16 protein-coding genes are annotated in these 15,195 nt (G+C 46.5%); all 16 read right to left on the bottom strand.

Annotation, left to right across the window (positions count from 1 at the left end; genetic code table 11):
- Positions 1-20: 20 nt before the first annotated feature.
- Genes ACX9NY_RS05625 through ACX9NY_RS05550 form a run of 16 tightly spaced genes read right to left on the bottom strand, consistent with a single transcriptional unit; the run spans position 21 to position 15,143 of the window.
- The gene (locus ACX9NY_RS05625; RefSeq protein ID WP_472477494.1) at positions 21-1,175 is read right to left on the bottom strand and encodes a nucleotidyltransferase domain-containing protein; all 1,155 of its coding nucleotides are present in this window, start codon (positions 1,173-1,175) and stop codon (positions 21-23) included.
- Positions 1,176-1,206: 31 nt separating this feature from the next.
- Positions 1,207-2,040: a class I SAM-dependent methyltransferase gene (locus ACX9NY_RS05620; protein WP_472477492.1), complete on the bottom strand. Its 834-nt coding sequence runs from the start codon at positions 2,038-2,040 to the stop codon at positions 1,207-1,209.
- The gene (locus tag ACX9NY_RS05615; protein ID WP_472477490.1) at positions 2,037-2,549 is read right to left on the bottom strand and encodes an NUDIX hydrolase; all 513 of its coding nucleotides are present in this window, start codon (positions 2,547-2,549) and stop codon (positions 2,037-2,039) included. The genes ACX9NY_RS05620 and ACX9NY_RS05615 overlap by 4 nt, the downstream gene beginning before the upstream one ends.
- Positions 2,539-3,408: a hypothetical protein gene (locus ACX9NY_RS05610; RefSeq protein WP_472477488.1), complete on the bottom strand. Its 870-nt coding sequence runs from the start codon at positions 3,406-3,408 to the stop codon at positions 2,539-2,541. Before ACX9NY_RS05610 ends, ACX9NY_RS05615 begins: the two co-directional genes overlap by 11 nt.
- Positions 3,409-3,454: 46 nt before the next feature.
- Positions 3,455-4,921 (bottom strand): class I adenylate-forming enzyme family protein, encoded by a 1,467-nt coding sequence (locus tag ACX9NY_RS05605; protein ID WP_472477486.1) that lies wholly within the window; start codon positions 4,919-4,921, stop codon positions 3,455-3,457.
- A 28-nt stretch (positions 4,922-4,949) separates the two neighbouring features.
- The gene (locus tag ACX9NY_RS05600) at positions 4,950-5,681 is read right to left on the bottom strand and encodes an SDR family oxidoreductase (RefSeq protein WP_472477484.1); all 732 of its coding nucleotides are present in this window, start codon (positions 5,679-5,681) and stop codon (positions 4,950-4,952) included.
- Between the two features lie 13 nt (positions 5,682-5,694).
- Positions 5,695-5,943, bottom strand: coding sequence for a phosphopantetheine-binding protein (locus tag ACX9NY_RS05595; RefSeq protein ID WP_253438113.1), 249 nt, complete (start codon positions 5,941-5,943; stop codon positions 5,695-5,697).
- A 44-nt stretch (positions 5,944-5,987) separates the two neighbouring features.
- Complete coding sequence (locus tag ACX9NY_RS05590) at positions 5,988-7,205, bottom strand: phenylacetate--CoA ligase family protein (RefSeq protein WP_472477481.1); 1,218 nt, start codon at positions 7,203-7,205, stop codon at positions 5,988-5,990.
- A gap of 15 nt (positions 7,206-7,220) precedes the next feature.
- The gene (locus ACX9NY_RS05585; protein WP_472477479.1) at positions 7,221-8,354 is read right to left on the bottom strand and encodes an amino acid--tRNA ligase-related protein; all 1,134 of its coding nucleotides are present in this window, start codon (positions 8,352-8,354) and stop codon (positions 7,221-7,223) included.
- A 41-nt stretch (positions 8,355-8,395) separates the two neighbouring features.
- Positions 8,396-9,241, bottom strand: a complete 846-nt coding sequence (locus ACX9NY_RS05580) for a phytanoyl-CoA dioxygenase family protein (protein ID WP_472477477.1) — start codon at positions 9,239-9,241, stop codon at positions 8,396-8,398.
- 30 nt (positions 9,242-9,271) lie between these two features.
- Positions 9,272-10,228, bottom strand: coding sequence for an aldo/keto reductase (locus tag ACX9NY_RS05575; protein WP_472477475.1), 957 nt, complete (start codon positions 10,226-10,228; stop codon positions 9,272-9,274).
- A gap of 25 nt (positions 10,229-10,253) precedes the next feature.
- Positions 10,254-11,333, bottom strand: a complete 1,080-nt coding sequence (locus tag ACX9NY_RS05570; RefSeq protein WP_472477473.1) for a phosphotransferase enzyme family protein — start codon at positions 11,331-11,333, stop codon at positions 10,254-10,256.
- A 31-nt stretch (positions 11,334-11,364) separates the two neighbouring features.
- Positions 11,365-12,126, bottom strand: coding sequence for a P-loop NTPase (locus ACX9NY_RS05565; protein WP_472477470.1), 762 nt, complete (start codon positions 12,124-12,126; stop codon positions 11,365-11,367).
- Between the two features lie 29 nt (positions 12,127-12,155).
- Complete coding sequence (locus ACX9NY_RS05560; protein ID WP_339234808.1) at positions 12,156-12,398, bottom strand: phosphopantetheine-binding protein; 243 nt, start codon at positions 12,396-12,398, stop codon at positions 12,156-12,158.
- The gene (locus ACX9NY_RS05555; protein ID WP_472477468.1) at positions 12,379-13,647 is read right to left on the bottom strand and encodes a type III PLP-dependent enzyme domain-containing protein; all 1,269 of its coding nucleotides are present in this window, start codon (positions 13,645-13,647) and stop codon (positions 12,379-12,381) included. Before ACX9NY_RS05555 ends, ACX9NY_RS05560 begins: the two co-directional genes overlap by 20 nt.
- Positions 13,648-13,652: 5 nt before the next feature.
- Positions 13,653-15,143, bottom strand: a complete 1,491-nt coding sequence (locus ACX9NY_RS05550; RefSeq protein ID WP_472477466.1) for a class I adenylate-forming enzyme family protein — start codon at positions 15,141-15,143, stop codon at positions 13,653-13,655.
- Between the last annotated feature and the right edge of the window lie 52 nt (positions 15,144-15,195).

Below are 15,195 nucleotides of genomic sequence, written 5' to 3'. Positions count from 1 at the left end.
TGGATTTGGTCAGAAATGCTTCATCTTTTCCCTGGAACGATTGGATTGCTCTTCTGAAGTTTGAACGGTCGATTCGTATCAAATAAACGTTCCTCAAAGGAATTCTGCCAACGGATAGCAATATCTTCACTGTTGTACCGATACACCTGATCGAGGAATTCCCGATCTTCAATATTCAGCTTGTCCAGGAATCCTTCCGGTCCGGCCTCGCCATAAAGGATCTGCGTATAATGCAGGGCATAGAATACTTCCTTTTGGAAATTCAAATCCTGAGCCCGCTGCAGTACCTTATCCCAATCCACATTCACTTGAGGGCTGTCCAGGAATCGGTGAATGTCCATGAATTTATAGAGCAGGATATCCTTGTAGGCCATAACATCCAATTCACTTGTTGCTTCGCGGGTAAGATGGATAAGCATGAATAACAGCAGATCTTCCCATTCCAAAGTGCGAACAGGATGTCCTGCAACATCAATAATCTGGCTTCTCTCCAGCATTTGCTGCACTGCCGTATCTGTTCGGCGGCTGGTCATGAGATCAAGCGAAAATTGCAAATCCAGCGCATGATATTCGAGAAACGGACTATTTTCGATATATTTGATCAAAGGGATGACTTCATGGGACACCATCGATCGGATCATAATTTCCCTGCGAGGTAGCGGGGTAACCGAATTCGTTTTATAGTTAATCATCCCCTGCACGTATCCCATTTCCTTCATAATCGCTATCGCTTCATCAATCTGACTTGAATGTATTAGCATATCATTATCTTTGAAATCCCGGCTTCCTAGATCCCCATAGGCGACTTGGGAAAGTACGATCCCTTTCAGCAAACTGTATTGAATACTTCGCTTGTCCAACTCATGGCAAATATCAAGGGTGAATCTGCACTGTTGTTCGCCCCGCATTTTTTGCATATGATACATTTGCTTGACCGAACTAACGAATTTCCCGTAGACTGCCTTCTCCGTGCCTTTCACCAAAAAGTAACGCTCGATATTCTGCCATGCGGTTCCCATCACACCATGGGTATGCAGCATGCCGAATACTCGGCTCCAGTCCATGTGAGCAGCCATTAATTGACGAAAATCTTCAACCTCCGCATTCCGAAGAGCAGGTTTTGAACACAATAAAACCACTCTTTCTTCATCGGTTAGGGTAGAATCTGATGACATGGCAAACAGCTCCTTTCGCCTTGGAAGAGAATTACTTCTGCCCGACAATAAAAATATTGTTTCCACGCGATACAAGTTCTTCTACGTCAAGATACTGGGATTCAATCTCCAAAATGCTCTCGAACACAGCCGGATCAGACAAAATCTCACTCAAGGTTTGGGTGTTACCCTCAATCTGTGTCTCTAGAAATCCAGGATAAATGAAGGCAGGGAAGCCTTTAAGATTTAATACCTTCAGCCCGCATTCAAGGTAATATTCTTGAAGCTGCTTGGGAGTAAACATATAAATATCAGGCATTTCTAGCGTGAAGCGCCCTTTGCCGCCCGTTAACTTCCGTGCCTCTTCAATTCTGCCCAGGGAAATATTAAAGTACAGGGCATGGTACAGATTAGGTGTAAACGATACTAAGTATCCCTTGGGTTTAAGCAACTTTACGACTTCATGCAGCATTTTAAGCGGCTCTTCCACAAATCCCAATACGTTATGAAAGTTAAAACAGACATCCACGGATGCCGGCTGTACGCCTTCAATAGCATGAAGGTCACCTTGCCGGATCGTCCATCTATCCTGAAGATCATTCGCTTCGCGTTTGGCCTTCGCTTGTCTCAGCATGTCTTCCGACAGATCATACGTATATCCGGTGCTCTCCGGGTATTCTTGAAGGACTTTAAGCGACCAGCGACCAGTCCCTCCACCCGCGTCAAAAAACGTGAACCCGGCGGGTAATCGATCCAAGACCTCTTTTTTGAAAACGTTCCATAACAGCTGGTCGGAGAGCTGCCAATATGCCTGTTCCTCTACCAAGTCGTACTTGTCCGCTTTATTTTTGAAATACGCAATGGTGTCGTGTGTTGTTTTGCTCATCTTAAATCCCCCTTCTCCAATGGTTGAAATGATTTATTATCTTCCGATTGCAGATACAACTGGATACCCACAGAATCAATCCAGCTGAAGGCTTCCAAATCCTGCTCTGCCATTTGCCTTAATTCTTTGACAGGTATCCAACGTCCGTCACGAGCCTGATCGCCAGACTGCAAGGCTATGCCTTCAGCTTCGCAGCGAAAATACACGCCCATTGAATCGATAGGTCCCTCCAGTGTCTGGTAGACAGCAAAAGGTTGAATGCCCTCCAGTAAACCTGTGTTGGTTCTTACCTGCAAATACGTATCCTTACCTGCAATGCGAGTCAGTTCAAGGCCTGTTTCTTCCCTGACCTCCCGTTTCAGTCCATCGATCATGGACTCATACTCTTCGAGTTGCCCTCCAGGCAATTCCCATGCTTTGGGTTGATTGGGCTTGTCCCGAATCTGTAAATAAAGTTGAAGCTCACCGTTCACCACTCTTTCGATCATAGCGCGTACGTTAACGTACATGTTGCCCCTCCCCAGATAGGAATTCGCCCATCACGTCATCCAGCTTCAACTGCAGATTGAATTGGAGATGATAAGCCTTGTACTGCCTCGTAATTTTACGTGTATACCCCAGCAATCGTTTGGCAATGTCGCCACCTAGTCCGCCGCTGGAGAATGAGAAGATATGAGTGAGATACTGTGTTTCAAAAATTCGTTCCTGCAGAGATTGTACAAACGGTTGTCTGCTGGCCGGTATGACAGTATTAACAGCATCCTTCCCCAACAGAACAAACGCACCGACCGTCCAGAATCCAGGCTGTCCAATAAGACCAGATCGGGAAATATACGGCGTGGCATATACTCTCAATTCATGCTCGACAAACATCAGCAACGCCGTGTCATCAGTAATGACGGAGTACCCTGAATCGATTGCTTTCTGGGCAATCGTCGATTTACCGGCTCCGCTTGTTCCTAGGAAAATAATCGCTTTTCCGTCTTGACCTACAACACATACCGAGTGCAAGAGAAATGCGTTCATGTCCATCAATTTGGGAAAAAGAGAAATCCGTTGAGAGAATTCCCATGACCGATCTTCATATTCGTCATACCCCGTCCGCTGAACGAAATGCAGTCTGCTGTTCCAAGCAGAATCCCAGTCGATGTTATAATTGAACTGAAGGCTGGAACGAATTTCTACCCGGTCTTCGCCCCAAATTACTTCGTCTCGTTCCGGGTTGTTAATCCAAGGGCTTGTGTCCCAAGCTTCGATCCTGCAGTGATGATCCATCTTTTCCGGCTGATCATCTATCAAGACGTGTGAGTACCATTGTCTGGTTCGTTCCTCAAGCGCATGAAGACGAGATGCAAAATCTACCTGCACATGAAAGGGACCGTAACGATAAATATACAGAAGAGTTCCTCCTTCCTTAATCTCTTCGGATCTTTCCGGTAGCGGTTCTCGGAAGGGTTTGCACAATTTCCACCCTTTTAGGTACCTTGTAAGCGGATAACTTGGAACGGCAAAAACGCAAAATGTCTGTAGCTTCAACAAGTGTATCCGACTTGCGAGGAATGATGTAAGCCACCAGTGCTTCGCCGAGCCAGGGGTCGGCCTCTCCTTTGACAATGGCTTGCTCCAGTGGAAAGTGCTCCATGATCAGTCGCTCAATTTCCTCAGGATGTACTTGTTTTCCTCCTGTTTTGATCAACAGTTTGGTTCTTCCCAGTAGCCACAAATTATTTTGTTCGTCCAAGTAACCTCGATCTCCTGTACGAAGCCATCCGTTTTGCAGAACTTTATCCGTCTCTGCTGCATTGAGGTAATATCCCTTCATGATGCTGGGACTGTGAATCCATATATCACCAGGTTCATGAACGCCTAAGCGATTCCCTTCTTCATCTCTTATGGAGATTTCAACCCCGCGTATGGCTTGCCCTACATTAGATGGTTCGTATACTCCCGAAATGATCCTGGTTGTAATACGCGGACCAGCCTCCGTTTGGCCGTACGTTTGCACCATTTTCACATGGGAAGGCAGTTTCTTGCGAACAGATTCCAGTATGTTAGGCGTGACTTGTCCTCCCCCAAAGCAGATATAACGCAGATGGGGCAGCGCTTTATAATCGGATTTCAGCAGGCTCAACGCTTGCAGCATGGTGGGTACTGCAGTAACTACGGTAATGTCTTGCTCTTGCATCGTTTTCATGAATGAAGACGGTAGAAATAGACCAGTCATAATGACCAATTCTCCACCCAGGTACAGGTGGCTCAAGAACTGGGAGGTATTGCAATAGCCAAAAGGCATAGGAAGGGTAATCAACACGGTATCTTTCTCCGTCAGTGACAGAGATTCGCAATGAGCCTTCACATTGGTAATTAAGCTATGGTGAGTGTGCTGCACGATTTTGGGATTCCCGGTTGTTCCCGACGTTTGCAGCATTAAGGCAACCTCGTCTGCAAGACGAGGCCTGTATATGGGCTTGGTCTCCTCATCCGGTGCCTGCCAATCTTCCTGGCTCAGGACGGACAAGTTCTGAATACGTAGCTTGGATTTCATCTCGTGAGTAGTGATACAGAGAGCAGCGTCTACCGTGCGGCACGCCAGCCTGATTTCTGCCTCGGAACTGCCGGAATAGAGCGGCATGATTACCGCTCCCAGTAAGGTAACCGCGAAGTAAGCATGGATATAGGCAGGAGAGTTGGGCAAGCAGATCACCACCACTTCGCCTTCCCTAACACGGTCCTCAATCTTTAACTGCAAGGCCGCGGTTGTGGACAAAAGCTGCTTATACGTGCACTTCTCCTCGCCGAATGTTACGGCAATCCGATCCGGACTCCGCTCTGTCTGATGTAACAGTATTTCACCGATACACCGAGGTTCCATATCCTTCATCCACTCGCCTCCTTCGCGTATATTTTGTCTAGCCCCTGCTGTCCATTTGAAAGATTTGCCCGCTGACGTTGGCAACGTGTTCGGACAACAGGTAGAGAATAAAATTCGCTGTCTCCTCCGGTGTGGAAATGCGGGACAAAAGACTCTCATCGAGAGCCTTTTGATATTTTCCAGCATGATGCCGGTTCAGATTGGTTCGCATAAATCCCGGACAGATTGCATTAACGGCAATGCCGAATGAACCCAACTCACGTGCCATTGATTTGGTCAGAGCATTAAGTCCGGCCTTGGAAGCTGCATAATTACTTTGCTGTGCGCTTCCTACAATACCGCGGTAAGAGGACACGTGAATGATTTTACCCCTGCCCCGTTCCTTCATCACCTTGCTGACCTTCTGAGAGACGAGAAATGCGCCATCCAGGTTAACCTGCATAACATCGCGCCATTGAGCATAACTCATCTCGTCTAAAGACGCATCGTTGATAATTCCGGCATTATATACCAGCCCATCCACCCATTCCAGTCGATCCATCAGTACTTGCAATGATTCATCCAGTAGTTCCGTATTCGTGACATCCAGATGACCGACATGCAGACGATCCTGTATACCCATATGATAATCATTACTATGAATAGGGGTTTGGTTATAGGTGGCAGCAACAATCGCCCCTTCTTGCAGCATTTTTTCAAGAAGACACCCTCCAAGCGTTCCCGAACCCCCAACAAGAAGCAATCGAAGTCCTTGAAGAGAAATGTGCACGAATATTCATCCTTTACGCTGTCTTGGTATCAACGAAGGCCGTTAACACTTCAACATTCTCAAATAGTTGCGGTGTAAGTTCATCATCCTCAATCGTGATTTGAAACTCATCCTCCATCTTGATGATCAACTGAAGAATCATGATGGAGTCCAGTTGCAGATCAGAAACTAGATTTTCTTTTCCCGAAAAGACATAATTCTCTTCAATTCGATCCTCAAGCTCTTCTTTTACGAGCCTGCACACCGTTTCATAATGCGACATATGCTCACCCTCAGATATAGAATGATTTGGTAATATTGCTGACATCATGTATTCGCCTGGCGATAAGGAATAAAATAATCGAACTTGGGACCATCCATACTCAGTCTGTCCTGATGAACAATCGTCAGGTTAACATCGTCAGGCAGTTTGTGCAGCAGTTCTTGCTGCAATAGGAACTCGGATGCTTCCTGAAATCCCTTGCCAGGCACAAGGTAAAACATAAATTGTTTTTCCTGCACCTGCATTACACGAAATTGTCGAACGGCATCCGGGAAATTCCGGTTGACCTTGGTTACAGCATAATGAAACAGAATCGGATTGGCGATCCAATCACCTGATCGAATATATTGGGTTGCCCGCCCACCGGTCACTTCGATAACGGGATATCGCGATCCGCAGTCACATTTCTGTTCAGACAGCCTGCCAATATCTCCTGTGTCATACCGGATCAAAGGCCAGATTCGATTGGTCAAGTCAGTAATTACTACGTTTCCATAGCCATCTTTGTCCGAATTCGCAATTTCCACATATAATTGATCACTAGATAAGTGCAGATTACCGCTTCTGCAGCTCATGCCAATGCACCAAAATTCGCGGGAACCATAATGGTTATAAACAATGGGACCAAAGGCCTCTTCAATCGTCTTACGCTGATAGTCAAATAACATCTCTCCGTTAATTTCGATATATTTAAACGGAAGTTTGCTCCGATCCAGCTTTCGCTCCAGCAGATGGTTCGCGAATAGATAGAGTGCGGTAGATACGGACAGCATCCACTGCGGACGATACTTCAGCAACGCTTCATAATAGTCATCCAGTCGTTCCGGGGACAGATCAAGCATGGAGAGATACATGACCTCATGGTAGATGGATATGGGATCCGTTGACAGATCATCTTCATTGAAGGCATAAAACATGGCATACGGATCTTTAGGTCCAATACCTCCATTAGTGTTTCGAAGGCCCCATAAGAGGCGTGCTTTTTTCCATTTTTCCTCAGCTGATTTATAACATTTGAGCGGTTGTCCCGTGGAACCACTGGTATATTCGACATAGAGTTTGGCCTCATTGTCCGTCAGCAGCGATTCTTCTCTGCCGGTCAGCTCAGATTTCTCCAATATGGGTATCTGCTCAAAACGGGCTTGGCTCCAGCCGGCATCGGTAACGCCTTGTAACCTTTGTTTGTAGAATGAAGACTTTGCTGTTGCGTGTTCGATTAAACCTAGTAGCTTGTCCTGAACATGGTCCCACTTGGTTATCATCAATGGTTTCCCACCTTATGGTTTCAAAGTCACATTGGTTCTTGGGAACTGAACGGCACTCCATATATATGGCATCTCCAGCAAACCATGGATCAATCGCTCCCATCCGACGCCAAAACCCGATGTCTCCCTGTAGTTATCGAGCGTTCTGGACTGGAGATAACATGCGTAATCTTCTTCAGGCAGGTTAAACACTTCTGCTTTTTCTTTCAATTGCTCAAGGGTACCCACACGCTGACCGCTCCCGATCGTTTCCCGATACCCTGGCCAGATATAATCCGTGTTGTTTGCAACGCGTCTGTCCCGACCCTTCATTTCGGCGTGGTAGAACGGTACTTCAAGCAAAGGAAACTCACTAATTGCCAGGAATCCGCCATAAATCTCGGTGAGTCGGACTTCTTCCCAAGAACCGAAGTGTTCAAGTGTGAATTTGTTGTAGATTTCATCTTTTGTATCTTCGTAAAGTGCGGCTAAAGCTTCTTCAAAAGTTAATTCCGTTATTTTTTGACTGCGACTGACTTCGTCAAGTTGATTCAGACGATCTTGGGAAAGGAACACACTCAGATCCGCTTCATTATGTTTGAGCAAATCCTGAATGACTCTAAACAACAATTGACGGATTATCTCCTTATTTGCTACTTGATCAACCGCGCCTTCATATTCGATATGGTGAAACTCGGACAGATGGGATGCATCCACATTTTCCTTGCGGAATGAGTTATACACGGAGTATACATGATCTACCTGGTGCTGGAGCACCGACAATTCCAAATAAATTTGTGAGGACTCTGATAAAAATGCCTTGTTGGGCAGATCAAACCACTCCAATGAAATAGGGCATACATCCGTTGTATAACTGATGGCCTCGCGACCGTATACGGCACCTGGGGAAGAAATCATTCGAGTAGTCAAGGGCAGCAGTGTAAACAGGGCATTCATTTCTCCAAAAAACAGATTGCTTGACATATTGACCTGATGATTAATTCTGGCGATAGCGCCCCAATACTTCTGTTCGCTGAAGCTCTTGACCCGATTTTCAGCTTCTGCCAGCGTATATTGCCCTGCAAGTACGTTATCCAAGGCATCGTATATGTTGTTCCCGCGATATCCCAATTTCTTGTCTTTTTTTGTATAATAAGGTCCTAACATAAGCTCATCTCTCCTCATATGGATATTATTTTGAGTTAAAATCAAACCTGGCCGGCGATATACTTTTCCCGTTCGTGCTTGCTTCTTACCTTGCGTAACAACTCCGATGGAGACAGGGGGTGAGATTCATCCCATAGGACAGAATTAATCATCAGTTGCTGAACCGTGGGGTGCATCTGATCCAGATATGCCTTTTCCTTCATCTCCGGATAGGAAGTATGTCCTCCATACGCTTCCTCTTTACCTTGAACGCTGTAATGCAACGTTCTCCTGTAGTCATGAGACGTACATGCTCCGCGATGAAGTGTATGCGCATTCATAAATAGAACGTCTCCGGGTTGACATGTGATTCGAACCTCGTTAGGTAACGGATTAGCCCCGTTATTGTTCACTTCCCATCTCTCCTGATCGGAAAGTGAACGTCGGTGCGAACCGGGAATCGCGATAAAACAAGAGTCTGGGTACAAGGGAATATTGAACTGCACATGGTTGGGAATACCTTCTGGGTGATATAACTCGTTATCCCCGTAATCCCGGTGCCAACGCAATCGATAATTGATCTTCTCCGGCGACCACAGCGCATGGGCTCCCCAAAATCGCAATTCTTCGCCCAATATCTCTTGAAGTACTTCCATCAGACGTTCGTTCCCAAAAACGTCTCCGAAGGCGGGCTCGTACAAGTCCAATTTGAAAATATTATTTACACCCCAAGTGTCGTAATCAGGCTCCTGTTTCAAGGTGTAACGCGTCGTATACCGGAGTGGTTCCTGCTTCACCTTGGTGATCAATTTTTCCATCGCAATCTTTAGCTGATTCACCTCATCCGATACAAAAATTCCTGTAACGACAGCATAACCATCATCTAGAAAACGCGATTTCAGACCCATGATCAAGCAACTCCTTTCTTGCTATTGGTGTTATGGAACCGCGAACCATTCCTTGTCCATCCGTTCCTTCCAGCGCTCTCGAATGGCCTTATATTGTTCCTCAGCAAGGTTTCCTTTGCTTGCCAATGCATAATTGTCCCGCCAACGATCTGGTTTCGTCGTGCCAATCATGACTGTGTGCACACCGGGAATCGACAGCGCAAACCTCAGTGCCAGTTCTGTCGTAAGCAAAGGATCCTCTTGAAAGGAATATCCCAGCTTGAGCAAACGCTCCTCATAGGTTACTTTTGCTGGCTTGACCATAGATTCCGGCGTCTTGCCCATTCTTTTCCACATAGCAAGCTGGCGTTCATAACGTTTCTTATGCTCCCCTGAATTAACCCAAGCGGCGTTGGCAAGCGGACGCTTTACAATGACCCCAAGCTGCTGCTGCTGTGCTAAGGGAATGATCTCGTCTAAGGCGATTTGATCAGCAATATTAACGGTCACCTGCAGCGTATCAAAACATTGCATCTTGATCGCATATTTCGCTTGTTCCCCGTCCCCGCTGTAACCCAAATATCTCGCTTTTCCCGCTGCCTGAATCTTTTTTAGCGTCTGAATGACTTCACCACGTTGTAAAATCTCTTCAGAGCAGCCATGCAGTTGCAAAACATCAATATAATCTGTTCCCAGTCGCTTCAGGCTCCGGTCTACACTCAGTTCCAGCCAGTCAGGGTCCCAATCGTGATACTTGTCCTCGTCCGAGTGGCCGCATTTGGTGAATAGATAGAAGTCTGCACGCCTTCCCGAAACGGCCTGACCAATTCGTTCCTCGCTGTTCGGGTAACACTCAGCAGTATCGATAGCATTAAGTCCATGATCCAGTGCAAGATTCAGTAGGTGGTTCACTGTTTCCTGACTGGTTTGTTCATAACCGATCTGGGAGCTGCCGAACCCCATGACGCCTACATGCATATCTGTCTTTCCCAGCGTTCTCTTTTCCATGTCCAACCTCCCTCCCCTTGTGGGTTCAGTAATTTTCACTCAAATACGCTTGAGAGTTCTTCACGACATTCCGAATGTTATCGATGTGCATACTCGCCGAGGAAACAGGCCAATCCCCTCGAATGAGACCAAGACTTGCCAGCCTGATGCACGTTGTGCCCATTAACAGCGGAAGTACCGTAATTTCATCGGCCAGCAGGGTATGATGTTCTTGATAGCCTTCAAGAAACTGCTGGAACGGCTGAGGTTCCAATTCATGAACGGCTTCAAAACGCGAGCTGCCGTACCGGTAGGTTATGCCGGAAAAAGTAAGCAATCCTTCAGCCAGATCCACAAGGGAATCGGTGAAACATGCATTGTCAAAATCAATCAGCGCCGACACCGAACCGTCGGATGAGAAAATGAAATTCATCGGATTCAAGTCTCCGTGCGCAATCGATGTCACCGCTTCTGCTCTGTCAGCATGCTGAACACACCACTCGTCTACCAGTTTCTTGCAAACCTGGACAAAACGTTGCACATGCTCCTGATCCTCTTTGCTCATTTCATTGCGTTTCTGCATGTACTTTTTAAGCAAAAGAACAAGTACATCCTTTGTAGAAACATAAGGAGATTGCTCAGGCAACCTCAGTCTCTGTAGTGGATATGCGGACGCAGCCTTAGTCCGAAATTCACCCAATAGCGCCCCGGCAGCACGTATCTGTTGAGGCTGGGCATTATACATCGAGCCGTTTGGTATATACGATTGTAGGTACAATGTACTTTGATTACCTGCATGTACAATCAGCTCCCTGGATGTAGTTAACTGAACGGCAGGGACACGAACCCCTTTCAGAGCCAGCTCATGCTGGAGCTTAATTATGCTCACGGCGTGCTCAATGGATCGGATATACCAAGGAATTTCTTTCAAAAAGTAGAGGTTTCCCTCCCGGTCTTCAACAAGGGCTTTTCTGGATGTCTCCGAAACCCGGTTGATCGGAACGACAGTACCATTCATATTGAGATACGGGTACGTTGTGTATTCAATGATGCCGTACTGCTCTAACGCTTGCGATAGCATATCTTCCGGGATAAGTCCTCTGCTCAGCTCTAACGGTTTTAGCAACGGCATCCTCCCCTTTACCAAAGTAAGACCCTTAATGTACACTCCATGTGTTGAACTTTTGTGTGAGTAAAATAACTAGTTGACGTCCAAGTCCGGCCATTCGCACACTAACAGGATGTTCCGGATTCGCAAGTACAAATGGAATGCCAGCGTTCCCCTTTGCACTAAGTTCAGGTATTATAGGAAACGTGTCGAGCACTTGCAGACCGTTCGGAACAGCTAACATGCCTTGGGTATCCCCCGAAAAGATTGCAGTGGAATGCCCGCAGCATTCGCATTGGAATTGAGACATATTTTCGACGATACCAAGCAGCGGAACCTCCATCCGTCGCATCAAGTCGATCCCTTTCTGAGTATCTGCAAAACTTACCGTCTGAGGCGTTGTAATCAGAAGACATCGCCCTTTCAACAGACGAAGCAGTTGATGGTGAATCTCGGAAGTCCCTGGAGGCATATCGACGATTAATACATCTACATCCCAGCGGGCTTTTATCAGTAACTGATCCAGCGCACCTTCCAAATATTTGCCTGAAAGAGATCTGCTGAGGCCGTTGTTTTCAATCAGTCCAGAGGAAGAGATGCGGATGTCTGCGTAGGTTCCCGGGTGGATTCCCAGTCCTTCTGCTACCATAGACTCTTCTTCAACTCCGGATACCATGGTAGGTATACTCGGCCCTTCAAAATCTGCATCAAACAATCCTACTCTTAACCCTGGTAATGAATAGGCCAAATTTACAGCGAAAGTGGATTTTCCGACTCCACCCTTTCCGCTATAGATGAAAAGTACGTCCATGGCATCCTCCCTCGCCCCTAATAGAAAAGCTAAGCATTTTGCTTCAACGTATGGATCATGTTCACAATGTTGCTCATGGAAGCAAACGTATCATTAATCATGTACTCGTCGGGAATAGTCATTTCAAACTTCTCTTCCAGTTCTAGCAGCAAATCGATCGCTTTCATAGAATCGAGACCTGCACTTTTCAGATCGTCCGTCATCTCCAGATCCCGATGAATTTTCTGCTTTACCAGCGCCGTGACTTCATGTTCAATGTATTCCATGCTCATAAATAGTCCTCCCTTCATGCATTTCATTCACATGCGTTCTTCGTGTTAGAGCAAGCTGTGAAACATGCTTCACGTTACCGTCATCCACGACCAATTCAACGGGAATTTCCCTGCTCAAAAATCCCAATAAACTGGCCGTAATCCCATAAGCCCCAACATTCGGAATGTAGACCTGCTCTTCCAATTGTAAGGAAGGCATAGCTGCTTTTTTGTTAAAAAAATCAAGAGGGGTGCACAGCGGTCCTACAATGTGGGTCGACTCCGGATGAGGGTCGGTCTTCTCTGTGACGGGATTGATGTCATACTGAACACGTGGAATGCGTCCGAGCCCCGCCATCCCGCCCAGATGGTGAATGCCGCTGTCTAGAACGATAAAGCGGCTGCCCTTACTTTCCTTGATATCCACAACAGAGCTAACGAGAACACCGCATGCGGCCGAAAGATATCGTCCGGACTCATATGCTATAGCAGGCTCTCCCATTCTCCATCCCGGCATATGCTCATCGAGAGCAGTCTCCAATTGGACCTTGATTTCACTAAAATCCGGAGGGGGGCCTGACACAGCATAAGGATGTCCAAATCCCCCTCCTAAATCCACGAATTGGAGTGGGATTCCAGTCTCCTTGGATATTCTCGCAATCACCTGAATGGAAGAGAGAAAAGATTCCGCAAGTCTCTCTGCATTCGCAGTATTGGTGCCATTGAAAATATGAAAACCGGCAATACGAATTTCGTCGCATTCCTGCATTTCCTTCAGCTCTCGCAAAAGCTTCTGCTCATCCGTTCCAAACTGAGAGGGTGTGCCCGTCATGGCCAGTCCAGCATCAGCCAAGCCCTGATCGGGATTGATTCGCATAATGACTTGAATTGGAGGTGTACCAGAAGACACTACAGACCTTAATCTTTCCAGCTCCTTCATTGATTCGACCGAGAACCATTGTACTCCCTGTGCAACAGCCACCTTCAATTCCGATTCGCTCTTTCCAGGACCCGTGTACAATACATCCCGGGGCAATCCTCCAGCTTCTAACACGGAATTCAGCTCACCTAGCGATGAAACTTCAGCCCTGCACCCCAAATCTAACAACTGCTTAACGATTGCCGGGTGAGGATTGGCCTTCAGAGAGTAATACAACATCGAAGGCTCGGGTAATGCATCTCTCAACCTGTGGCAGGATTGGCGAAGAATATTCAAGTCGTATATATATAACGGACTGCCGTATTTCGACCGCAACTCTCCATAGTCCAAACGCTTCACTCCTTTTCCAGGTCTGTTTTCAGCTTGTTTTTATCAATTTTACCGTTCGAAGTTAAAGGTAACTGGTCTGTAACATAGATGTGTGCTGGCATCTTGTAATCTTCCAGCCGCATTCGTAATTCGTCGAGAAGGCTATCCGCAGTCCGTGTAGAACTCACCGCAAGAATAGGCACAGCAGTGTCTCCGGTCAGTATCAGCGCGGCTTGTTCGACGCCATCGATGTCGACTGCTGCCAGTTCGATCTCCGTAGGACTTACACGAAAGCCGTTTTGCTTGTACATATCATCCTTGCGAGCGTAGAAATACAAGAAACCTTCATCGTCCATCCAGAAGTAGTCCCCTGTGTGCAAGCTCCGCTCAGGAGAAGCCATATTTCGAAAAACGTGCTGTGTTCGTTGCGGATCATTCCAGTAACCCATCATGACATGAGGACCATGCACAACCAATTCGCCAACCTTATATGGTGGCAGTTGCAATCCTCTCTCATCGATTATGGTGCAACTTGTACCCGGAAGAGATGTTCCGACAGAACCCGGTTTATCAGCGAGAAATTCCGGCTGAAGGATGGAGACCCGTTTACACTCCGTCAGTCCGTACATCAGATGTAGCCGGGCATTCGGGAAAAATGTTTTGAATTCGTTTACATAAGTTTGAGGAAGTGCAGCTCCTGTATTGGTAATGAAACGAATCTCCGGTAATTGCGTCATCTGTCTGCGCATAAGTTTGATCAGCGCTTCTCCCATGCTAGGTACAATTGGTAACCCGGTAATACCCCATTCCCTTATTTTATGAATGAGCGCCGGGCCCACATCAGATCGCTGACCCAAGGCTATCGTTGCATTTTGATTAAATGCTAAAAAAACCTGATACATCCCGTAATCAAAAGACAATGGAAGAAAATTGCCGATTACGTCGTCTGCTTCTATTTTCAGGCAAGACTGAATGCTCTCCAGTACAAATAGCATGCTGGAGTGGTGTGACACCACAGCCTTCGGCCGGCCTGTACTTCCCGATGTATACAACAGGCAGGCAACTTCATTACCTGAGCGATCTTCGTAATCGGGGTCATCTAATCTGCTATGCTCCACTGCATGTGTGGTCACGTCATTTTCTGATATGACCTTAATCCCTATATAGGATGACATCGCCAACTTTTCAACAAAAGCATCGGTCGTCAGCAGATAGGAAGCTTGCGAATCTTTAACAATGTAGTCCAACTGATACCTTGTTGTACTCTCATGCAAGAGGATATAAGTTGCTCCAAGCCTGGAGGCAGCAAAAATGGATGAGACGAGAAATTTGCCATGAGGCAAAAGCAGTATGATTCGCTCGCCAGTTTTTACACCGCAGGTTTGCAAATAAGTGGATATACGATCCCTCTCCTGAGTTAGTTGACTATAAGTAAAATGGCCTTCGTCTGTGATCAAAGCTGTTTTATGCGGATATCGTTGTTCTGAATGATCTAACAACTCACATAATCGTTTCAATTCAGACCCTCATTCCATGAATTCGCAGTGTTTATTTTGCACGATTTCTGTG

It is taken from the genome of Paenibacillus sp. CB74 (assembly GCF_055687625.1).
Note: the sequence above shows the minus strand (reverse complement) of the source record. Positions and strands in the feature narration are given on the sequence as shown.